This window comes from Pseudomonas sp. sp1636, from assembly GCF_030376615.1.
Taxonomy (GTDB): domain Bacteria; phylum Pseudomonadota; class Gammaproteobacteria; order Pseudomonadales; family Pseudomonadaceae; genus Aquipseudomonas.
This window is the reverse complement of record NZ_JARRAB010000025.1, coordinates 33708-53654: the sequence shown is the minus strand read 5'-3', so window position 1 is coordinate 53654 and position 19947 is coordinate 33708. Positions and strand designations below refer to the sequence as shown.

The 19947-nt window shown below is 62.1% G+C and carries 21 protein-coding genes and 1 pseudogene; 9 read left to right on the top strand and 13 right to left on the bottom strand.

Translation table 11 applies throughout. The features are described from left to right. The coding region (locus P8H27_RS19535; protein ID WP_289639392.1) for a hypothetical protein at positions 1-368 on the top strand (368 nt) is incomplete at its 5' end. An 84-nt stretch (positions 369-452) separates the two neighbouring features. Here the strand turns inward: P8H27_RS19535 and tyrS are convergent. Further along, positions 453-1652: a tyrosine--tRNA ligase gene (tyrS, locus tag P8H27_RS19530; RefSeq protein ID WP_289639391.1), complete on the bottom strand. Its 1200-nt coding sequence runs from the start codon at positions 1650-1652 to the stop codon at positions 453-455. A 212-nt stretch (positions 1653-1864) separates the two neighbouring features. Here tyrS and P8H27_RS19525 point away from each other — a divergent pair, with 212 nt between their 5' ends. Both P8H27_RS19525 and P8H27_RS19520 read left to right on the top strand, forming a co-directional pair. Continuing rightward, the gene (locus P8H27_RS19525; protein WP_289639390.1) at positions 1865-3310 is read left to right on the top strand and encodes a peptidoglycan DD-metalloendopeptidase family protein; all 1446 of its coding nucleotides are present in this window, start codon (positions 1865-1867) and stop codon (positions 3308-3310) included. A gap of 5 nt (positions 3311-3315) precedes the next feature. After that, on the top strand, positions 3316-4407 hold the full coding sequence (locus P8H27_RS19520) for an anhydro-N-acetylmuramic acid kinase (protein ID WP_289639389.1): 1092 nt from the start codon (positions 3316-3318) through the stop codon (positions 4405-4407). Positions 4408-4479: 72 nt separating this feature from the next. Here the strand turns inward: P8H27_RS19520 and erpA are convergent, their stop codons facing one another. The 4 genes from erpA to argC all read right to left on the bottom strand — a co-directional run bounded on the left by erpA (position 4480) and on the right by argC (position 7096). Further along, the gene (gene erpA / locus P8H27_RS19515) at positions 4480-4830 is read right to left on the bottom strand and encodes an iron-sulfur cluster insertion protein ErpA (RefSeq protein ID WP_069520772.1); all 351 of its coding nucleotides are present in this window, start codon (positions 4828-4830) and stop codon (positions 4480-4482) included. Positions 4831-4907: 77 nt separating this feature from the next. Beyond that, positions 4908-5318, bottom strand: coding sequence for a polymer-forming cytoskeletal protein (locus tag P8H27_RS19510; protein ID WP_289639388.1), 411 nt, complete (start codon positions 5316-5318; stop codon positions 4908-4910). Positions 5319-5327: 9 nt separating this feature from the next. Continuing rightward, positions 5328-6062: a DUF6776 family protein gene (locus tag P8H27_RS19505; RefSeq protein WP_289639387.1), complete on the bottom strand. Its 735-nt coding sequence runs from the start codon at positions 6060-6062 to the stop codon at positions 5328-5330. Then, positions 6062-7096, bottom strand: a complete 1035-nt coding sequence (gene argC, locus P8H27_RS19500; protein ID WP_289639386.1) for an N-acetyl-gamma-glutamyl-phosphate reductase — start codon at positions 7094-7096, stop codon at positions 6062-6064. The genes P8H27_RS19505 and argC overlap by 1 nt, the downstream gene beginning before the upstream one ends. A gap of 134 nt (positions 7097-7230) precedes the next feature. Between argC and hemJ the strand changes: the two genes are divergently transcribed. From hemJ to P8H27_RS19485, 3 genes are all read left to right on the top strand, one after another. Then, positions 7231-7659: a protoporphyrinogen oxidase HemJ gene (gene hemJ / locus P8H27_RS19495; RefSeq protein ID WP_289639385.1), complete on the top strand. Its 429-nt coding sequence runs from the start codon at positions 7231-7233 to the stop codon at positions 7657-7659. A 19-nt stretch (positions 7660-7678) separates the two neighbouring features. Beyond that, on the top strand, positions 7679-8641 hold the full coding sequence (locus P8H27_RS19490) for a nitronate monooxygenase family protein (protein WP_289639384.1): 963 nt from the start codon (positions 7679-7681) through the stop codon (positions 8639-8641). Between the two features lie 327 nt (positions 8642-8968). Next, positions 8969-9967 carry a DUF805 domain-containing protein gene (locus tag P8H27_RS19485; protein ID WP_289639383.1) on the top strand — a complete coding sequence of 333 codons (999 nt, stop codon included), beginning with the start codon at positions 8969-8971 and terminating at the stop codon, positions 9965-9967. A 90-nt stretch (positions 9968-10057) separates the two neighbouring features. Here P8H27_RS19485 and P8H27_RS19480 read toward each other — a convergent pair whose 3' ends face one another. Next, positions 10058-11539 (bottom strand): AAA family ATPase, encoded by a 1482-nt coding sequence (locus tag P8H27_RS19480; protein WP_289639382.1) that lies wholly within the window; start codon positions 11537-11539, stop codon positions 10058-10060. A 229-nt stretch (positions 11540-11768) separates the two neighbouring features. On the opposite strand from P8H27_RS19480, the gene P8H27_RS19475 reads away from it, so the two are divergent. Continuing rightward, on the top strand, positions 11769-12107 hold the full coding sequence (locus tag P8H27_RS19475) for a histidine triad nucleotide-binding protein (RefSeq protein ID WP_289639381.1): 339 nt from the start codon (positions 11769-11771) through the stop codon (positions 12105-12107). Positions 12108-12200: 93 nt separating this feature from the next. After that, on the top strand, positions 12201-12848 hold the full coding sequence (gene coq7 / locus P8H27_RS19470) for a 2-polyprenyl-3-methyl-6-methoxy-1,4-benzoquinone monooxygenase (protein ID WP_289639380.1): 648 nt from the start codon (positions 12201-12203) through the stop codon (positions 12846-12848). Positions 12849-12932: 84 nt separating this feature from the next. On the opposite strand, the gene P8H27_RS19465 is transcribed toward coq7, so the two are convergent. Then, complete coding sequence (locus tag P8H27_RS19465; protein WP_289639379.1) at positions 12933-13355, bottom strand: OsmC family protein; 423 nt, start codon at positions 13353-13355, stop codon at positions 12933-12935. Positions 13356-13588: 233 nt separating this feature from the next. On the opposite strand from P8H27_RS19465, the gene crp reads away from it, so the two are divergent. After that, on the top strand, positions 13589-14233 hold the full coding sequence (crp, locus tag P8H27_RS19460; protein ID WP_289639378.1) for a cAMP-activated global transcriptional regulator CRP: 645 nt from the start codon (positions 13589-13591) through the stop codon (positions 14231-14233). A gap of 54 nt (positions 14234-14287) precedes the next feature. Here crp and trpC read toward each other — a convergent pair whose 3' ends face one another. The 6 genes and pseudogenes from trpC to rpe all read right to left on the bottom strand — a co-directional run bounded on the left by trpC (position 14288) and on the right by rpe (position 19841). Continuing rightward, positions 14288-15124, bottom strand: a complete 837-nt coding sequence (gene trpC, locus P8H27_RS19455) for an indole-3-glycerol phosphate synthase TrpC (protein ID WP_289639377.1) — start codon at positions 15122-15124, stop codon at positions 14288-14290. Next, positions 15121-16170, bottom strand: a complete 1050-nt coding sequence (trpD, locus tag P8H27_RS19450) for an anthranilate phosphoribosyltransferase (protein ID WP_289639376.1) — start codon at positions 16168-16170, stop codon at positions 15121-15123. The genes trpC and trpD overlap by 4 nt, the downstream gene beginning before the upstream one ends. Next, positions 16167-16763 carry an aminodeoxychorismate/anthranilate synthase component II gene (locus P8H27_RS19445; protein WP_289639375.1) on the bottom strand — a complete coding sequence of 199 codons (597 nt, stop codon included), beginning with the start codon at positions 16761-16763 and terminating at the stop codon, positions 16167-16169. Before P8H27_RS19445 ends, trpD begins: the two co-directional genes overlap by 4 nt. A gap of 11 nt (positions 16764-16774) precedes the next feature. After that, positions 16775-18268: an anthranilate synthase component I gene (gene trpE, locus P8H27_RS19440; RefSeq protein WP_289639374.1), complete on the bottom strand. Its 1494-nt coding sequence runs from the start codon at positions 18266-18268 to the stop codon at positions 16775-16777. Between the two features lie 66 nt (positions 18269-18334). Beyond that, positions 18335-19170: pseudogene (locus P8H27_RS19435) on the bottom strand (phosphoglycolate phosphatase). Then, the gene (rpe, locus tag P8H27_RS19430; RefSeq protein WP_289639372.1) at positions 19167-19841 is read right to left on the bottom strand and encodes a ribulose-phosphate 3-epimerase; all 675 of its coding nucleotides are present in this window, start codon (positions 19839-19841) and stop codon (positions 19167-19169) included. Before rpe ends, P8H27_RS19435 begins: the two are co-directional and overlap by 4 nt. Positions 19842-19947: the final 106 nt, after the last annotated feature.

Below are 19947 nucleotides of genomic sequence, written 5' to 3'. Positions count from 1 at the left end.
CGCTGATAATCTTGCGACTAACAGTCTTACCTCACAAGCACCCACACGAATTGCTTGATTCAGTTGTTAAAGAGCAGTGGCTGAGCCTTTCGTCTCAACCGAGGCGCGCATTCTACAGCAGCCTCATCTTCCGTCAAGTTGTTTTTCGAAGTTATTTCCTTTCTACTCAACCGCTTGCGCCTCCGATCAGCTTCTGGCATCTCGTTAGCGGGAGGCGAATTCTACAGCGTTTCAAACCGCTGTCAACCACCTCTTTCACCGCCTCCGATCACCTCGACCGAAACACCGACAAGCTCAAACCACCACCTTGTCAGCCCGACGCATTCTACACAGCTTTCGCTGCTTTACAACCTCTCTTTTTACGCTAACTTCTTGTTTTACAAGAGATTTGCAGAGAGGCCTGCGCCGGAAGAGGTGCGGATTATAGGCCCAACAGAAACTGCGTCAAGCCTTTATTCGGCTTTTAGCGTAATGCGCGCAAAAGCCTTCTTGCCCGCCTGGCAGACGTGGGTTGCGCCCTGCTTATATATAAAGGAACGATCCACCACATCGCCATCTACTCGCACGCCACCGGAACCCAGCAAGTCACGCGCCATGGCAGCGTTCTTGACCAGTCCAGCCTTGTTCAACAAAGCCGCGATAGGCATATCCTCGACTGAGACCAATTCGATTTCCGGCAAGTCTTCCGGCAGCTCACCCTCGCGCATGCGGTTACCCGCCGAACGATGAGCGCTCGCCGCCGCCTCTTCCCCATGAAAGCGCGCCACTATCTCCTCAGCCAGCTTGATCTTGATATCACGCGGATTGGCACCGCTCTCGACATCGAGCTTGAGCTGAGCAATCTCCTCCATAGAGCGGAAGCTGAGCAACTCGAAGTAACGCCACATCAGCACATCAGGGATAGACACCAGCTTGCCATACATCACCCCCGGGGCTTCCTGTATGCCCACATAGTTGCCCAGCGACTTGGACATCTTCTTGACGCCGTCCAACCCCTCGAGCAGCGGCATGGTGACAATGCACTGCGACGCCTGGCCATAGGCACGCTGCAATTCGCGCCCCATCAGCAGATTGAACTTCTGATCGGTCCCGCCCAGCTCGACGTCCGCACGCAAAGCAACAGAGTCATAGCCCTGCACTAACGGATAGAGAAACTCGTGGATGGCAATAGGCTGATTGGTCGAGTAGCGCTTGCTGAAGTCGTCGCGCTCAAGCATGCGCGCAACCGTGTACTGCGAAGCCAGCCTGATAAAGTCGGCGGGGGTCAGCTGATCCATCCAGGTGGAGTTGAACGCCACCTCGGTTTTCGCCGGATCGAGGATCTTGAATACCTGCGCCTTATAGGTCTCGGCATTCGCCAGCACCTGGTCACGCGTCAACGGTGGTCGAGTTGCACTCTTGCCACTCGGGTCACCGATCATCCCGGTAAAATCGCCGATCAGGAAAATCACCTGATGGCCCAGCTCCTGGAACTGTCGCAGCTTATTGATAAGCACGGTATGCCCGAGATGGAGATCCGGCGCCGTCGGATCGAAGCCCGCCTTGATCCGTAGCGGCTGACCACGCTTGAGCTTTTCCACCAGCTCGGATTCAACCAAAACCTCTTCTGCACCGCGCTTGATCAGCGCTAGCTGCTCTTCGACCGACTTCATGACAGGACTCACGATCACACAAATTAAAAGGGAACCAACGATACAAGATCACGGACAAATAACAAGTTTTGCCCTGAAGCTCACATATCCGCAGCCAGCTGCCGTCTTTTCGGGGTTGCCTCACAGGCATTTTGGTTATATTTTATACAATTAATGCATATCCATCGTGTTTTTCATCTTTTCTTTTCATTTATTCAAAGTCAAAGCCATCTATGACCTCTATAAGCAAAGCGCCCCCGCCATACCCAAAAACTCACATTTTGGCTGCAAGCGGCATAGCCGCACTACTCAGCCTGGCCTTGCTAGTGTTCCCCTCGCGCGAAGTCGAGGCGAAGAAAACCTACCTCAGCCTTGAGCTAGACAACGGCTCAGAGCTTGTTTCGCTGGAACAGAATGGCCTGCTCCCGGATGACCTTGATGAAGATCAGAACACCTCGCCATTCGCCAAAATCGGGCACTCCTCGAGTATTCGCGACAGCGCCAAGGACAGCATTGACGCTGCCGACGACAGATCCCCTCTGAGCACCGAAGCATCCGCCTCCACGCCAACAGAACCCCGCCACAAGGTCGTCAGGGTTGCCAATGGCGATACGCTCTCCACGATATTTGCCAAAGTCGGCCTCTCCGCCAGCAACCTTCACGAGGTTTTGAACAGTGGCAAGGAGGCTAAGCAGTTCAGTCGTCTGAAAGTTGGCCAGGCGCTAGAGTTCCAGCTATCGGCAGACGGTCGACTCGAGAGCCTGAGCAGCAAACTCAGCGATCTCGAAAGCATCAGCCTGAGCAAAAATGATAACGGCTTTGCCTTTGAACGGGTGCTTGTCAAACCGGAGGTCAGAACCGCCTATGCCCACGGAGTGATCAATAGTTCGCTGTTTTTGTCGGCCAAACGCGCCGGTCTCTCCCATGGGTTGACCATGGAACTGGCCAACGTTTTCGGTTACGACATTGACTTTGCCATGGACATTCGCGACGGCGACGAGTTCGAGATGGTTTTCGAGGAGAAAGTGGTCAACGAAAAACCAGTCGGCACCGGCAATATTCTCTCGGCGCGCTTTACCAACCGCGGCAAGACCTACACTGCCGTGCGCTACACCGACAAACAAGGCAACACCAGCTACTACAGCGCAGATGGCACCAGCATGCGCAAGGCCTTCATCCGCACTCCAGTGGACTTTGCCCGCATCAGTTCGCGCTTCTCCAACGGCCGCCGCCACCCGATCCTGAACAAAATCCGCGCGCACAAGGGTGTCGATTACGCCGCAGCCCGCGGTACGCCGATCAAAGCGGCAGGCGATGGCAAGATTGCACTTGCCGGGCGTAAAGGCGGTTACGGCAATACCGTTGTCATCCAACACGGCAGCCGCTACCGCACGCTCTATGCCCACATGCAGGGTTTCGCCAAAGGCATCCGCACCGGCGGCAGCGTCAAGCAAGGTCAGATCATCGGCTACATCGGCACTACCGGCCTGTCCACCGGGCCACATCTGCATTATGAATTCCAGGTCAACGGCACCCACGTCGATCCTCTGAGCCAAAAACTGCCCATGGCCGACCCCATCGCCCGCAATGAAAAGCAGCGCTTCCTGCAACTGAGCGCCCCGTTGATGGCGCGCATGGATCAGGAAAAAACCACCCTGCTCGCTCTCGACAAGCGCTAAGGCCGATGCCGCTCTATCTTGGCCTGATGTCCGGTACCAGCCTCGATGGCCTGGATATCGCCCTGATCGAGCAGAGCGAGAAGACCGTTCTAGTCGCCACCCAGTATCTGCCCATGCCGCAAGAGCTCCGGGCTGAGCTGTTGGCTCTGTGCGCACCGGGCCCGGACGAGCTGGCGCGGGCCGCCATGGCGGAACAACGCTGGGTGAGACTGGCGGCCCAAGGCATACATACGCTACTCCAACAGCAAGAGCTCAGCCCCAAGTCGATCCGCGCAATAGGCAGCCATGGCCAAACCATTCGCCATGAACCGACCCGCGGGTTCAGCATCCAGATTGGCAACCCCGCCCTGCTTGCCGAACTGACCGGCATCAGCGTCGTGAGTGACTTTCGCCGCCGCGATATCGCCGCCGGAGGACAAGGCGCGCCGCTGGTGCCGGCGTTCCACGAGGCCTTATTTGGCAAACAACGCAGCTATCGCGCGGTATTGAATGTCGGCGGCTTCAGCAATCTCAGCCTACTCGCACCCGATCAGCCGGCACGCGGCTTCGATTGCGGCCCGGGCAACGTACTCATGGATGCCTGGATCCACCGCCATCGCGGCGACAGTTATGACCGCGATGGCGTCTGGGCCGCCAGCGGCACGGTGCAACCCGAGCTACTCAAGGCGTTGCTCGGCGCGCCCTTCTTCAGCACCCAGGGGCCAAAGAGCACCGGCCGTGAACTGTTCAACCTGGACTGGCTCGACCAGCACCTGAGCCAGCAACCGCGCTACGCCGCGGCGGATGTGCAAGCGACATTGCTGGAGCTGACAGCCGTCAGCATCAGCATGGCCTTGAACAGCGTCCAAAGCGAGACTGACGAGTTGCTGGTCTGCGGTGGTGGCGCCCATAACCGTACGCTGATGACACGCTTGGCTGCGCTGCTTCCAGGCTGTGCCGTCAACAGCACGCAACTTCATGGCGTGCCTGCAGACTGGGTCGAAGCCATGGCGTTTGCCTGGCTGGCACACTGTTGCCTAGAAGGCATACCAGCCAACCGACCGAGCGTTACCGGCGCCAATGGGCTGCGTGTGCTCGGCGCAATCTATCCTGCCTGATTACAGATTTCCGCAAGGACAGAAACGACAACGCCGCGCACTCGGGCACGGCGTCAATCAGCGGCAACGAGATCAGATCGAGAAGGACGAACCACAGCCGCAGGTAGTGGTGGCGTTTGGATTCTTGATCACGAAACGCGAGCCCTCCAAGCCTTCCTGGTAATCCACTTCGGCACCCGCCAGGTACTGGAAGCTCATCGGGTCGACGACCAGGCTCACCCCTTCGCGCTCGACAATGGTGTCGTCATCGGCGACTTCTTCATCAAAGGTGAAGCCATACTGGAAACCCGAACAGCCGCCGCCCGTCACGAACACGCGCAACTTCAGGCGAGGGTTACCCTCTTCATCGACCAGGCTCTTCACCTTGCTCGCCGCGCCCTGCGTGAATAGCAAAGCTGTGGGGGTGAAGGTTTCGACGCTCATGCTGACTATCTCCCGGCGCTAGACGCCATACTGCGTTGAGGCCCTGCATTATCCACTTACCCTACAAAAGCGGTCAACTATTCTGCAGTAACCAGGCTTTCGGGCAACTCCAATGGCCCGGGCTGCTCTTTAAGCGGGCACAAGCCCCCCTCGATCTGCGCCCCCATGGCCATTTCCATCAAGCCGTAATACAGGGTGCCACACACGCGCGCGCGACTGCCCAGCTCAAGGTGCTCGCTGGCGTAAACATCGCCGATCACCTCACCGTCGATCACTATGCGCGGGGCGCGCAGTTCACCTTCAACCTGCCCCTCGGCACTGACCCGAATCATCCCGTCGCTAGCCTGCAAGTTACCACAGACCCGCCCATCGACCTGTACCGCCCCTTGAAAACGTAAGTCTCCGTTCAGGTGCGCCCCTGCGGCAATCAGGCTGGTCTTGCCACTGAAGCGCTGCAGGTCGATCTTACGTTTGTCTTTATTCCACATGGGTAGCTGTTACTCCTGGCCGATCCATTTGAATGTACGCTCCAACGGCTTTTCACCTTTGACCTCGGCACGCACCCTGATCTGCTGCGCGGCAAAGCCGTCAGGCAACGTCAGCTCGGCGAAGCGTCCAGCTTCAGGAATCGCCTGAAAATGCTTAAACGCAAAGGGGATCACCTGACCTCTGAATTGATCAGACAAATCTTGCGTCAGTGCGGCCAGCCCCAAGCTGGCCGCCTTACCACCTTGACGCCCCTCCACTGTTACCACTAACTGGCCCTCCAGCGGTTTGTCGTCCTTGCCCACCCGGCTAAGCAGTATTTTGTAGCGGAAATGCCTTGGACTGTCCGTGGCCTGCAACTCAAAGGTGCGAATACGCAGACCCTCCCGACGACTGGCTGGCGCCAACACGCCTTTGTAGAATGCCAGGTCTTGCTGCTGCTTGAAAATCTGCTCTTCAAGCAACTTGATGGTCAGCCGGCTCTGTTCGTTGGCCTGCTGCGCGACTTTCTCGCCGCTGCTGAGCACGACCAGGCGTTGGCGCAACTGATCCAGCTCCTGCTCCAACGCGACCAAACGCTCCTGCATCGACTGGTACTCCTCCTGGAGCACCTCGGTCGTGCGCAGCTGCCACCAGGTTCCGGCATAGAACGCGATGGGAATAGCCAGAAGCGACAACAACAGCATCAGCCGTACCCGACCGGCGCGGCGCGGATCGCTCGGGCGGACTTCCCAGCCGCCGGCCATCAGGGCAGCATGGCCGCGTGCGACAGCCCCAGGCGCTCGTCAAGGCCGAAGAGGATGTTCATGTTCTGCACTGCCTGGCCGGAAGCACCCTTGACCAGATTATCGATCACCGACAACACCACCACCAAGTCGCCATCTTGCGGCCGGTGCACGGCGATGCGACAGACGTTGGCTCCCCGCACGCTGCGGGTTTCCGGGTGGCTGCCGGCGGGCATCACGTCGACGAACGGCTCGTCGGCATAGCGCTGCTCGAACAGCGCCTGCAGGTCGACCGAGCGGTCTGCCACGGTCGCATACAGGGTCGCATGGATGCCGCGAATCATCGGCGTCAGGTGCGGTACGAAAGTCAGCCCGACCGCGGAACCGGCCGCACGCCGCAAACCCTGGCAAATTTCCGGCAGATGGCGATGTCCTTTGACGCCGTAGGCCTTCATGCTTTCACCGGCCTCGCTGAACAACGAACCGACGCTGGCACCGCGCCCGGCGCCGCTGACTCCGGACTTGCAGTCGGCGATCAAGCGCGAAGTGTCGGCCAGGCCGGCTTCCAACAGCGGAATCAAGCCCAACTGTGCGGCGGTCGGGTAGCAGCCGGGCACGGCGATCAGGCGCGCCTGTTTGATCGCTTCGCGGTTGACCTCCGGCAAGCCATAAACCGCCTCCGGCAATAACTCCGCCGCGCCGTGGGGCTGGCCATACCACTGGCTCCACTCTGCGGCGTCCTGCAGACGGAAGTCGGCAGACAGGTCGATCACCTTGGTGCCGGCCGCCAGCAACTCGCCGGCCAGGGCATGGGCAACGCCATGCGGAGTGGCGAAGAACACCACATCGCAAGCCCCCAGGGTCGCGACATCCGGGACGCTGAAGAGCAGATCGGGGTAGTGACCGCGCAGGTTCGGATACATCTCGTCGACGCGCAAACCCGCCTCTGAGCGCGAAGTGATGACTGCAACTTGCGCCTGCGGGTGCTGCGCCAACAGGCGCAACAACTCCACACCGGTGTAGCCCGTGCCGCCGACGATACCGACCTTGACCATCACTTGCCCCTTGCAAAAAGCCATTGGAAAGCTGTCGATGATAAGGCCGTAACCGCCAACGGCCAACCGCGCAGATGACGTATCGGGCACAGGCCACTACTATCGAGCCAATTTATTCTTCCGGGAGTCAAACAATGCTCTTTCTGTGGCTCAAAGCCCTGCACATCATCGCCATGGTCTGCTGGTTCGCCGGGCTGTTCTATCTGCCACGCCTGTTTGTCTACCACGCCATGAGCGCAGACCAAACCAGCCGCGAGCGTTTCTGCGTGATGGAGCGCAAGCTGTATCGCGGCATCATGCTGCCGTCGATGATCGCCACCCTGACTCTCGGTATCTGGCTGCTCAGCCTCAACCCCGGCTACTACTTCAGCCAGGGCTGGATGCACGCCAAGCTCGGCCTGATCGTCCTGCTGATCGGCTACCAACATCTCTGCGGCGCCCAGCTCAAGCGTTTCGCCCGTGGCGAGAACCGGCGCAGCCATGTGTTCTACCGCTGGTTCAATGAGGCGCCGGTGCTGGTCTTGCTCGCGGTCGTCATCCTGGTCGTAGTCAAACCCTTCTGAACCTGCCCAAGGAATCCGTATGAGCCTTCCCGCCCTGCTCGAGCAACGCCTGCGCCTGCCCGTGGTGGCCGCCCCGATGTTCCTGGTGTCCAACCCGCAACTGGTTCTCGCCTGTTGCCGCAACGGCATCGTCGGCAGCTTTCCGGCGCTCAACCAGCGCGACAGCGGCGCCTTCGAAGCCTGGCTGGAAGAGATCGGCGCCGGCCTGGAGGCCGAGGCCGCGCCCTATGCGGTCAACCTGATCGTACACGGCAGCAATCCGCGCCTGCAGGCGGATCTCGCGATCTGCATCGAACAGCGCGTGCCCATCGTTATCACCAGCCTCGGCGCAGTCAAGGAAGTGGTCGATGCGGTACACGGCTACGGTGGCCTGGTATTTCACGACGTGACCACCCGCCGCCATGCGGAAAAGGCAGCAGAAGCCGGGGTCGATGGCCTGATCGCGGTCGCCGCTGGCGCCGGCGGCCATGCCGGCACCTGGAGCCCGTTCGCCCTGATTGCGGAAATCCGTCAGTTTTTCGACAAGACCCTGTTGCTTGCCGGCTGCCTCAATCACGGCCACGAAATTCTCGCCGCGCAATTGCTCGGTGCCGACCTGAGCTACCTCGGCACCCGTTTCATCGCGACCCAGGAGAACAACGCGCCGCCGGCTTACAAGCAGATGATCCTGGACGCCCAGGCCGCCGACATCCTCCACACCCCGGCGGTATCCGGCGTGCCGGCCAGCTTTATGCGCCAGAGTCTGGAACTGGCCGGCTACGACCTCAAGCAGTTGCACAACAAGGGCGAGATCGACTACGGCGAGAAGCTCAAGCCGATCAGCGACGAGGCCAAGGCCTGGAAAACCGTGTGGTCGGCCGGCCAGGGCGTCGGCACCATCGCCGACCTACCGAGCGTCGATGCACTGGTGGCGCGCCTGGATCGCGAATACCGCGACGCGCAGCGGCGCGCCCAATTGCTGCAACAACGCTGGCCGCGATGACACGGCAAGCCTCGGGCTGCTCGACGACGTCGGCACCTTAGGCCGATTACCGGGCCGGGGTCATGTCGACAACTGCAGGCCGCTCGCAAAGCTGTGAAGCAGCCGGCATATTTATGTTCGAGTGGCTGTCGGAGAATAGCGCTTGACGCCAAACTACAGATTGGCACTGAAGAACCAAACCCGGCAACATTCGCCTGTAGGGCCGCGGCACGCCGGTTTCGCGTGGCTCAGTTCGCGCGCCTGGCCCACCCTACAAGAATCGGCATTCGCGGACAGCCTGCTAGGCTATCGCGGCCATTTACCCATAGCGCCGACAAGGAAGCTCGCATGACTCAAGCCCGTTTCAAGATTGTCTTCAATGGCGAACTAATGCCCGAAGTGGCGCTGGAAACAGCCAAAGACAACCTGGCACGCCTGTTCAAAAGTGACCGCACGCGGATCAACTCGCTATTCAGTGGCAGCACCATCGCGATCAAACGCGATCTGCAGGAAAGCGAAGCCGACCAATACCTCGCGGCCCTGCACCGCGCGGGAGCGAAAGCGCGCAAGGAGCCGGATCTGGTCGCCAGCCTGAGCCTGGTGGATACCGAAGATCACCGCGCGGCAGGGAGTGCCGACGAAGCGGCCAGCCCCCGCACGATGACCTGCCCCAAGTGCGGTCACCAGCAAACCAAGGCGGTCGAGTGTTCGGCCTGCGGCATCATCATCGAGAAATTCATCGCCCGCCAAGCCATGCTTACGGATGCGGCAACGACGAATGCCCCGAGCACGGCCCGCGACTCGGCCAACGCCCCCTATGCCACGCCTCAGGCGGCGGTGGGTGAAGCGCTGCCTGCGTTCGCCGAACTGAATGTGTTCTCGATCGACGGGCGGATCGGCCGTCTGCGCTACCTGGCCTGGTCGCTGGTGCTGATGTTCGCCGCCACCGGGGTCATGGGCGTGGTGGCGATTGCCGCCAACATTTCCGAGGTGCTTGGCGGCATATTGAGCGTCGCCGTGCTGATCGGCATGCTGGTGGTCAGTGTACAGATCGGTGCGCAGCGCCTGCATGACATAGGCTGGAGTGGCTGGCTGTTGCTGCTCAACATCGTACCCATCGTCAACAGCCTGTTCTGGCTGCTGATGCTGGCAGCTCCCGGCAGCCAAGGCGCCAATCGTTTTGGCCCGCCACCACCCGCCAACAGCACGGCAGTCAAGATACTCGCCGGGCTGTTCCTGGCACTGCTGGTCGGCAGCCTGCTGGCCCTGTTCCTCGGTGGCTTCGCCATGCTTGGCCTGGCGCTCAGCGGCATGGATCTGAGCGCGCTGGGTACACCCGGCACCTGAGCGATCACTGGGCCGCGGCAATTCGGCCGCCGGCCCAGACAACCCAGAGACCCTGGCCGAAGCGCTGCCACGCCGACTAGGCTAAGACGCTCAATTGGCGCTGACCGTACGGCCCCGGGCCCAGGCGCGCAGGGCATTGAGGTCTTCGGCCATCACCACCGACAAGGGTGCAGTGCTCTGGATGCTGTGCAGCAGCAAGGCCTGATCCACCGCCTGTTGCTGCGCCTGGGCGGCATACAGGGCGCTGACCACCGCCTGCTCGATCTCCGCCCCGGAGAATCCCTCGCTGGCAAGCGCCAGCAGAGGCAGATCGAAGCCGCTGGGCTCCAGCTCGCGCCGCAGCAGATGAATGCGGAAGATCTCCGCGCGCACGGCCCGATCCGGCAAGTCGACGAAGAACAGCTCATCGAAACGGCCCTTGCGCACCAACTCGGGCGGCAGGCGCTGGATAGCGTTGGCGGTCGCCACCATGAATACCGGCGCCTTGCGTTCGGCCATCCAGGTCAGCAGGGTGCCGAGCACACGCTGGCTGACGCCGCCGTCATGCTCGCCGCTGGCCAGACCTTTCTCGATCTCGTCGACCCACAGCACGCAGGGCGCCATCTGCTCGGCAAGCCGCAAGGCCTCACGCAGGTTGCGCTCGGTCTCGCCAAAGAACTTGTTGTACAGGCAGGCAAAGTCCAGACGCAGCAGGGGCAAGCCCCACAATCCGGCCACGGCCTTGGCGGCCAGGCTCTTGCCGCCGCCCTGCACGCCGACCAGCAGCATGCCCTTGGGCAGGTCGACGCCCTTGCCCTCGAGAAAAATCCCCTGGCGTTCGCCCAGCCAGCGCTTCAGGGTGCTCAAGCCGCCGACATCGGCGAAGCGTGCGGTGTCGTATTCGAAGCTCAACACCCCCTCAAGATCCAGTAACTGGAACTTGGTCTTGTTCAACTCCGGCAAATCCTCCTGGGTGATCGCGCCGTCATCGCAGATCACATTGCGCGCCAGCATCCGGGCTTCGGCATGGCTCAAGCCGCGCAGGTTCTTCACCACCTGCTGCAAGGTGCGATTATCGGTGCGCACCCGGGCATTGCGATTACGCTCGCTCCAGCGGCTGGCTTCCTCGCGCACGATGGCCAGCAACTCGTCTTCCGCCGGCAGGGCCAGACTGAAGCGCGCGGCGAAGCGCTGCACCTCCGCCGGTAACTTGCAGGCATGGGAAACCAATACCAGGGTCGGCGCATGTAACGCATCGCGCATGGCGACCTCTTTGAGCAGGCGCACCAGCCTGGGGTTGTCATCGAGGAAGGGATGCAGGTCGCAGAACACATACAAATTGGCCTGCGGATCGGCCTTGACCAGCCGCAACGCGGCTTCCGGCTCTTCGGTCGCGCCCTCGCCCCGCGGCTCGCCAGCAAAGCCGAGACCCTGCAGGCCCTCGGTCGCCGACCAGATATGCAACCCGAGACCGCGCTTGAGCGCCAAGCCGGTCAGGGTTTGCAGCACGCGCGGCTCATCCCAGGACTCGATAAGGATCAGCTTGACCTTGGAATCGAGCACCAGGCCCAGATCATGGATATCGTTCTTCACACCCGCTCCTTGTGGCGGCCTTCTGGCCGGGATCGACCCAACCCGTTAGCAGGCCGTTGAAAAACTACTGCGCTCGGCTATGCGGCGTTGAAATCGGCCTCAAAATGCTCATGTACTGCTCGTACACTCCGCTTTTTCGGCTGATTTCGCCTTGCCTAGCCGTCGCTCGCTACATTTTTCAACGGCCTGCTAGACTCGGGCCTCATTCAACAGGCCAGGAGACTGTCCCATGGACTGTCTGTTCTGCAAGATCGTCGCTGGGGAAATACCCGCGCGCAAGCTTTACGAAGACGATCAGGTGTTCGCCTTCCACGATATTGGCCCCAAGGCCCCGGTGCATTTTCTGGTGATCCCGAAAAAGCACATTCATACCCTCAACGACCTCGGCGAAGACGACAAAGCCCTGGCCGGGCACATTCTCTATACCGCCCAGCGCCTGGCCAAAGAACAAGGCTGCGAACAGGGTTTTCGCGTGGTGATGAATTGCAATGAACTGGGCGGGCAAACCGTTTACCACATCCATATGCACGTCCTGGGGCAACGGCAGATGACCTGGCCGCCGGGCTGAACAACGCCCCCTGCCGAATGGCCCTGACGCCGGTCAAGCCGCGGCACGCCGATTGGAGTAGACTTGCCGCTCTCTTCTCGCCGGAGGCGCCCGATGGCCAGCGAACGTCACTACTCCCCCGTAGACCGCCTGTTCCTGCAAGCGGACGCGGCTCTGCGTACCTTGCTTCCCTTCAGCGGCCAGCCCAGTCGCCCCTCGCCAGCCATCGTGCAGGCGGAGACCGAACTGGATGAGCCCACCACGCGGCATGTCGCCGGCCTGATGCGTATCAACCACACCGGGGAAGTCTGCGCCCAGGCGCTGTATCAAGGCCAGGCGCTGACCGCCAAGCTCGCGCAGGTGCGTACGGCCATGGAACAGGCCGCCGATGAGGAAATCGATCATCTGGCCTGGTGCGAGCAGCGTATCCGTCAGCTGGGCAGCCACCCGAGCGTGCTCAATCCGCTGTTTTATGGCCTGTCTTTTGGCGTCGGCGCAGTGACCGGCCTGATCAGCGACAAGATCAGCCTGGGATTTGTCGCCGCCACCGAAGATCAGGTGGTCAAGCACCTGGACGAGCACCTGTTGCAGATACCCGAGCAAGACCAGAAGTCCCGCGCCATTCTTGAACAGATGCGCGTCGACGAAGAGCAGCACGCCTGCAATGCTCTGGAGGCCGGCGGCCTGCGCTTCCCGGCGCCGCTCAAGTTCGGCATGAGCCTGCTGGCCAAGGTGATGACCAAGAGCACCTACCGCCTCTAGCAGCAAGCAGCCGTCAGTGTACCGGTGCTCGCACGGCCGAACGCCGTCCGACTTTTACTTGAGGCTTGTAATGTGGCGCGGCGTCTAACCCAGCTCGACAATCTCGTAATCGTGGCTGATCTCGACCCCGGCACGACCGAGCATGATCGAGGCCGAGCAATACTTCTCCGCCGACAGCTCCACTGCACGCTTGACCTGAGCCTCTTTCAAGCCTCGGCCCTTGACCACGAAATGCAGGTGGATCTTGGTGAACACCTTGGGTTCCTCGGTGGCGCGCTCGGCCTCGAGAAAGGCTTCACAACTCTCTACCGACTGCCTGGATTTTTTCAGGATGCTGACCACATCGAAGTTGCTGCAACCGCCCAGGCCGATCAGCAGCATCTCCATCGGGCGCACACCCAGGTTGCGGCCACCGCTCTCCGGCGGGCCATCCATCACCACCGCATGACCGCTGCCCGACTCGCCAAGAAACAGGGCTTCGCCGGCCCATTGAATGCGCGCTTTCATTACCAAGCCTCCGCTGTTAAAAAGGAACGCAGCTTAGCACAGCCCTTTTCGACGCCTGGCTGCAGCCTTCTGCATGAAAGTTCCACGACTAGATGTTAGCCATGTCGCAAAACCGGCCCTGGCCTTGGCGCGACGGTTAAGCTGACGTCGAATTACTGGCACACTGGTGCCATATAACTATAAGAAATTGCCAGTCAGACAAAGGCTTACCTTTTTATTTTCAGGACTCGGGCATGGTTGCAATAACCCTTACACCTAAAATCAAGAACCTCGACAAACTCCTCGCGCATTGTCACCGTCGGCGCTATACGGCCAAAAGCACCATCATCTATGCAGGCGATCGCTGCGAAACCCTGTTCTTCATCGTCAAGGGTTCGGTCACCATCCTCATCGAGGACGACGATGGCCGCGAAATGATCATCGCCTACCTCAACCCCGGCGACTTCTTCGGCGAGATGGGCCTGTTCGACAAGGATGGCACGGAGAAAGAACGCAGCGCCTGGGTGCGCGCCAAGACCGAATGCGAAGTAGCGGAGCTCAGCTACGCCAAGTTCCGTGAACTGACCCAGCAAGACCCGGACATCCTCTACGCCCTCGGCAGCCAGATGGCCGAACGCCTGCGCAACACCACGCGCAAGGTCGGCGACCTGGCCTTCCTCGACGTCACCGGCCGCGTCGCGCGCACCCTGCTCGACCTGTGCAAGCAACCGGACGCCATGACCCACCCGGACGGTATGCAGATCAAGATCACCCGCCAGGAAATTGGCCGCATCGTCGGCTGTTCGCGCGAGATGGTCGGCCGTGTGCTCAAGGCCCTGGAAGAGCAGGGTCTGGTTCACGTCAAAGGTAAAACCATGGTGGTGTTCGGCACCCGCTGAAGTCGCCGGGTATAAAAAAAACCGGCGCATGCGCCGGTTTTTTATTCGCCTGGATCAGTCCACATCGGAGCTGGCAATCACCCGCCGGCGCTCGGGGAAGAACAGCCGTTCCAGTTCGGCCCCCGGATTCTCCGCACGCATGAAGGCCTCGCCGACCAGGAAGGCATAGACCTCGCTGATTTCCATCAACTCGACGTCGGCGCGGTTGAGGATGCCGCTCTCGGTCACCACCAGGCGGTCGCGCGGGATTCGCGGCAACAGATCCAGAGTGGTCTCCAGATTGAGCTCGAAGGTGTGCAGGTTGCGGTTGTTGACCCCTACCAGCGGCGTGTCCAGGGTATTCAGCGCCCGTTCCAACTCATCGCCATCGTGCACCTCGACCAGCACGTCGAGGTCGAAGGCCTTGGCGGTCGCCGCCAGCTCGGCCAGCTGCGCATCGGACAGCGCCGCGACTATCAGCAGCACGCAATCGGCGCCCAGGGCCCGGGACTCGACGATCTGGTAGGGGTCGATCATGAAGTCCTTGCGGATCACCGGCAGGGCACAGGCGTTGCGCGCTTCCTGCAGGTAGCGGTCGGCGCCCTGAAAGAAATCCACGTCGGTCAACACCGACAGGCAGGTCGCCCCACCGGCCTGATAACTGCGGGCGATGTCCGCCGGGACGAAATGCTCGCGCAGCACCCCCTTGCTCGGCGAGGCCTTCTTGATTTCGGCGATCACCGCCGGCTGCTTGCGTTTGGCCTGCTCCAGCAGAGCCCGGGCAAAGCCACGCGGGGTATCGGCGGCGCGGGCCTGCCGCTCGAGGTCCTCGAGGCCGACGATGGCGCGCCGCGCCGCGACTTCTTCGGCCTTGCGGGCGAGGATCTTCTCCAGAACGGTGGGAATGCTCACCCTTGATTCTCCTGTTTGAATACCGCGGTAAAGGACACCAATTCCTGCAGTTTCTCCCAGGCCAGCCCGGTATGCAGGGCATCGTGGGCCAGGCTCACGCCGTCTTTCAGGCTACCGGCCAGATCCGCCGCATACAGTGCCGCCCCGGCATTCAGCACGATCATGTCGGCCGCCTTCTGCCCGGCTTCGGTGCTGCGCTTGCTCAGGGCGTCACGGATTAGCGCCAGCGAGGCCTCCGGCCCCTCCACTGCCAGGCCGATCAGGCTCTGACTCTTGAGCCCGAGGTCTTCCGGTTGCACTTCATACTCGCTGATCACGCCGTCCTTCAGTTCGGCGACGTGGGTCGCCGCGGCCAGACTGAACTCGTCCAGACCGTCGCGCGAGTGCACCACCAGGATGTGCTGGCTCCCCAGGCGCTTGAGTACCTCGGCCAGGGGTCGGCACAGCGCCTGACTGAACACCCCGACCACCTGGTGCTTGACGCCCGCGGGATTGGTCAGCGGGCCGAGCATGTTGAAGATGGTGCGCAGGCCCAGTTCGCGGCGCGGCGCGGCGGCATGCTTCATCGCCGCGTGATGCACCTGGGCGAACATGAAGCCGACGCCGACGCTGTCGATGCACCGGGCCACCTGCTCGGGCTTCAGGCTGAGGTAGATGCCGGCAGTTTCCAGCAGGTCGGCGCTGCCGCTCTTGCCCGAGACCGCACGATTGCCATGCTTGGCCACCTTGCCACCGGCGGCGGCGACGACGAAGCTGGCGGCCGTCGACACGTTGAAGATGTTCGCTCCGTCGCCGCCGGTACCGACCACGTCGACCACATGCTCCAGGCTGTCCAGCTGCACATGGCTGGCCAGCTCGCGCATCACCGCGACCGCGCCAACTATCTCGTCGATGCTTTCGCTCTTCATGCGCAGGCCCATGAGGAAGGCGCCGATCTGCGCGTCGGTGCACTGGCCGGTCATGATCTCGCGCATCACGTCCTGCATTTCCTCGGTGGACAGGTCGAGCTGGCCGACGATCCGGTTAAGCGCTTCCTTGATGTTCATCCGCGCACGCCTCCGTGTTGTTTGAGGAAGTTGGCAAACAGTTCGTGGCCCTGCTCGGTGAGAATGGACTCGGGGTGGAACTGCACGCCTTCGATGTTCAGGGTCTTGTGGCGCAGGCCCATGATCTCGTCGAGTGCGCCGTCTTCGAATTGGGTCCAGGCGGTGACTTGCAGGCAGTCCGGCAGGGTTTCGCGCCTGACCACCAGGGAATGATAGCGGGTCACCGTCAGCGGGTTGTTGAGGCCGGCGAACACCCCGCTATTTTCGTGGAACACCGGGCTGGTCTTGCCGTGCATCACCTGGCGCGCGCGCACCACCTCGCCGCCGAAGGCCTGGCCGATGCTCTGGTGGCCCAGGCAGACGCCGAGGATCGGCAGCTTGCCGGCGAAGTGCTCGATTACCGCCAGCGAGACGCCGGCCTCGTTGGGCGTACAGGGCCCGGGCGAGACCACGATGCGCTCAGGCTGCAGGGCGGCGATCTCGGCGACGCTCAACTGGTCGTTGCGAATCACCTGGACGTCCGCCCCCAACTCGCCGAGGTACTGCACCACGTTATAGGTAAAGGAGTCGTAGTTATCGATCATCAGCAGCATGGCAAGACTCCTCAGCGCGGGTTCTGGTCAAAGACGGTTTGTTCGGCCAGCGCGACCGCGCGGAACATGGCGCGGCGCTTGTTCAGGGTTTCTTCCCACTCCAGCGCCGGTACCGAGTCGGCGACGATGCCGGCGCCGGCCTGCACGTGCAGCTCGCCGTCCTTGATCACCGCGGTGCGGATGGCGATGGCGGTGTCCATGTTGCCGTTCCACGCCAGGTAGCCCACCGCACCGCCATAGACGCCGCGCTTGACCGGCTCCAGCTCGTCGATGATTTCCATGGCGCGAATCTTCGGCGCCCCGGACAGGGTGCCGGCCGGCAGGATCGCGCGCAGCGCGTCCATGGCGCTCAAACCTGGCTTCAGTTGGCCGGTGACATTGGAGACGATGTGCATGACGTTGGAATAGCGCTCGATCACCATCTTCTCGGTGAGTTTGACCGAGCCGGTGCTGGCGACCCGGCCGACGTCGTTGCGGCCCAGATCGATCAGCATCAGGTGTTCGGCGACTTCCTTGGCATCGGCGAGCAGATCCCGTTCCAGGGCCAGATCGGCCTCTTCGTTGGCGCCGCGCGGGCGGGTGCCGGCGATGGGGCGCACCGTGACCAGGCCGTCCTCGAGACGCACCAGTACCTCGGGCGAACTGCCGACCACATGGAAGTCGCCGAAATTGAAGAAGTACATATAGGGCGTCGGGTTGATGCAGCGCAGCGCCCGGTACAGGTCGATAGGTGCGGCCTCGAACGGGATCGACATGCGCTGGGAAATCACCACCTGCATGCAGTCGCCGGCGAGGATGTATTCCTTGATCGCGTTGACCGAATGTTCGTAGTCCGCGCGGCTGAAGCTGGAGCGAAACGCCGGCTCGGCAGCGGGCGGGGCATTCAGGTCGACGCCCAGGCGCGGGGTAATGGGCTGGCGCAGCTTGTGCAGAAGCGCCTGCAGACGCGCCTGGCCTCGTTCCAGCGCCCCCTCCTCGGCCGGATCGGCGAGGACGATGGCGTGCATCTTGCCGGCCAGGTTGTCGAACACCACCACGGCGTCGGACACCATCAGCAGGATATCCGGGGTGCCGAGCGGGTCGGGATTGCTCCCCGCCGCCAGCTTCGGCTCGACATAGCGCACGCTGTCGTAGCCGAAGTAGCCGACCAGGCCGCCGTTGAAGCGCGGCAGCCCGGCCAGGGTCGGCACCCGGTAGCGCGCCTGGAACTGCTCGACGAAGGCCAGCGGATCGGCGCACTCGTGGCGCTCCACCTCGACGCCATCGACGCTGATGCTGACGCGGTGGCCGTAGGCGCGCAGCACGGTGCGCGCCGGCAGGCCGATGATCGAATAACGGCCCCATTTCTCGCCGCCCTGCACCGACTCCAGCAGGTAGCTGTTGGCCTCATCGGCCAGCTTCAGGTAGAGCGACAACGGGGTATCGAAGTCGACCAGGGTTTCATAGGCAAGCGGAATGCGGTTATAGCCGGCAGCGGCTAAACGCAGGAATTCTTCGCGGGTCATATCAGCCTCGTGGCTTGAGGGTAAACGGTCGTGTGCAGGCGGGCTTTATGCAAAGCCAAGATCAGGTCAGAGGCGCCAGCGCCAACGGGCCAGGGCCTTGATGATTTTCATACCGGTTCTTGCGGACCAGCGCGTGCAGGTAACCACCACGGGGCTCTCTCAGGCGGGAGTAAAGTCTGGCAACACTAGCGCAGCCGCCAGACCTAAGCAACCCGGCCCGCCACCAGCAGCTGGCGCAAATCATCCAGCACCCGCAGCGGGCCCTCTTCGGCGATCGGCCGACCGTGGTTGTAGCCGTAACTCAGCGCCACGCAAGGCACACCGGCCGCCTTGGCCGCCAGCACGTCGTTGCGCGAGTCGCCGATAAACAGCGCCTGCCGCGCCTCGACCCGGGCCAGCTGCAACACATGCAGCAGTGCGGCCGGGTCGGGCTTCTGCTGCGGCAGGGTATCGCCGCCGATGATCCAGCGAAAATAACCACCCAGGCCCTTGTCATCCAGCAGCGGCCCGACGAAGCGCTCCGGCTTGTTGGTGATGATCGCCATCTCGACCTGTTGCGCGCGCAGCCAGTCGAGGGTCGCCAGCACGCCCGGATAAACCCGGGTCAAGCTGTGATCCTCGGCATAGGCCTGCATGAACAGCTCGAGCGCCTGCTCGGCGTGGGCCTCGTCGACATGTTCGTGCTGCAGGCCGCCGGCCAGGGCGCGGCGCACCAGCACCCGCGCACCATTGCCGACCCAGTCGCGTACCTGCAGGGCGCCGGCCGCCGGCTGGCCGAGCAAGACCAGGGTCTTGTCGATAGCCGCCGCCAGATCCGGCACCGAGTCGACCAGGGTGCCGTCCAGGTCGAACATCACCAGGCGCGGCAGCTCGCCAGCGAACAGTTCATGCAGTGCGGTCACCCGCGCACCTGGGCCAGCTCGGCACGCATGGCATCGATCACGGTTTTATAGTCCGGCTGGCTGAAGATCGCCGAGCCGGCGACGAAGGTGTCGGCCCCGGCGGCGGCGATCTCGCGGATGTTCTGCACATTCACCCCGCCGTCGATCTCCAGGCGGATCTCACGACCGCTGGCGTCGATCAGGGCGCGGGCCTCCTTGAGTTTCTCCAGGGTATGGGGGATGAACTTCTGCCCGCCGAAGCCCGGGTTGACGCTCATCAGCAAGATCATGTCGACCTTGTCCAGCACGTGCTTGAGCACCTCCAGCGGGGTGGCCGGGTTGAACACCAGGCCGGCCTTGGCCCCGCCCGCCTTGATCAGCTGCAGGGAGCGGTCGATATGCTCGGACGCTTCCGGGTGGAAGGTGATGTAGCTGGCGCCAGCCTCGATGAAGTCGCCGATGATGCGATCCACCGGTTTGACCATCAGGTGCGCGTCGATGGGTGCGCTGATACCGTACTTGCGCAGCGCCGCGCAGACCATCGGGCCGATGGTCAGGTTGGGCACATAGTGGTTGTCCATCACATCGAAGTGAACGATGTCGGCACCCGCGGCGAGCACCTTGTCCACTTCCTCGCCCAGGCGGGCGAAATCGGCGGAGAGGATCGACGGGGCGATGGCGAAGGGTTGCATGGCGCACCTCGGTGGCATTCACGAAAGTGGCGCATTGTACCCGAGCGAAACAGGGGGCGCCGCTCGGACGATAGTCGGCCCTTCGCAACGCAAAAGACCCGCCGCA

Excerpts from the sequence above, each read along its gene's own strand:
- tyrS (WP_289639391.1), bottom strand. The coding sequence starts at position 1,652 with ATGAAGTCGGTCGAAGAGCAGCTAGCGCTGATCAAGCGCGGTGCAGAA.
- P8H27_RS19525 (WP_289639390.1), top strand. The coding sequence starts at position 1,865 with ATGACCTCTATAAGCAAAGCGCCCCCGCCATACCCAAAAACTCACATT.
- P8H27_RS19520 (WP_289639389.1), top strand. The coding sequence starts at position 3,316 with ATGCCGCTCTATCTTGGCCTGATGTCCGGTACCAGCCTCGATGGCCTG.
- erpA (WP_069520772.1), bottom strand. The coding sequence starts at position 4,830 with ATGAGCGTCGAAACCTTCACCCCCACAGCTTTGCTATTCACGCAGGGC.
- P8H27_RS19510 (WP_289639388.1), bottom strand. The coding sequence starts at position 5,318 with ATGTGGAATAAAGACAAACGTAAGATCGACCTGCAGCGCTTCAGTGGC.
- P8H27_RS19505 (WP_289639387.1), bottom strand. The coding sequence starts at position 6,062 with ATGGCCGGCGGCTGGGAAGTCCGCCCGAGCGATCCGCGCCGCGCCGGT.
- argC (WP_289639386.1), bottom strand. The coding sequence starts at position 7,096 with ATGGTCAAGGTCGGTATCGTCGGCGGCACGGGCTACACCGGTGTGGAG.
- hemJ (WP_289639385.1), top strand. The coding sequence starts at position 7,231 with ATGCTCTTTCTGTGGCTCAAAGCCCTGCACATCATCGCCATGGTCTGC.
- P8H27_RS19490 (WP_289639384.1), top strand. The coding sequence starts at position 7,679 with ATGAGCCTTCCCGCCCTGCTCGAGCAACGCCTGCGCCTGCCCGTGGTG.
- P8H27_RS19485 (WP_289639383.1), top strand. The coding sequence starts at position 8,969 with ATGACTCAAGCCCGTTTCAAGATTGTCTTCAATGGCGAACTAATGCCC.
- P8H27_RS19475 (WP_289639381.1), top strand. The coding sequence starts at position 11,769 with ATGGACTGTCTGTTCTGCAAGATCGTCGCTGGGGAAATACCCGCGCGC.
- coq7 (WP_289639380.1), top strand. The coding sequence starts at position 12,201 with ATGGCCAGCGAACGTCACTACTCCCCCGTAGACCGCCTGTTCCTGCAA.
- P8H27_RS19465 (WP_289639379.1), bottom strand. The coding sequence starts at position 13,355 with ATGAAAGCGCGCATTCAATGGGCCGGCGAAGCCCTGTTTCTTGGCGAG.
- crp (WP_289639378.1), top strand. The coding sequence starts at position 13,589 with ATGGTTGCAATAACCCTTACACCTAAAATCAAGAACCTCGACAAACTC.
- trpD (WP_289639376.1), bottom strand. The coding sequence starts at position 16,170 with ATGAACATCAAGGAAGCGCTTAACCGGATCGTCGGCCAGCTCGACCTG.
- P8H27_RS19445 (WP_289639375.1), bottom strand. The coding sequence starts at position 16,763 with ATGCTGCTGATGATCGATAACTACGACTCCTTTACCTATAACGTGGTG.
- trpE (WP_289639374.1), bottom strand. The coding sequence starts at position 18,268 with ATGACCCGCGAAGAATTCCTGCGTTTAGCCGCTGCCGGCTATAACCGC.
- rpe (WP_289639372.1), bottom strand. The coding sequence starts at position 19,841 with ATGCAACCCTTCGCCATCGCCCCGTCGATCCTCTCCGCCGATTTCGCC.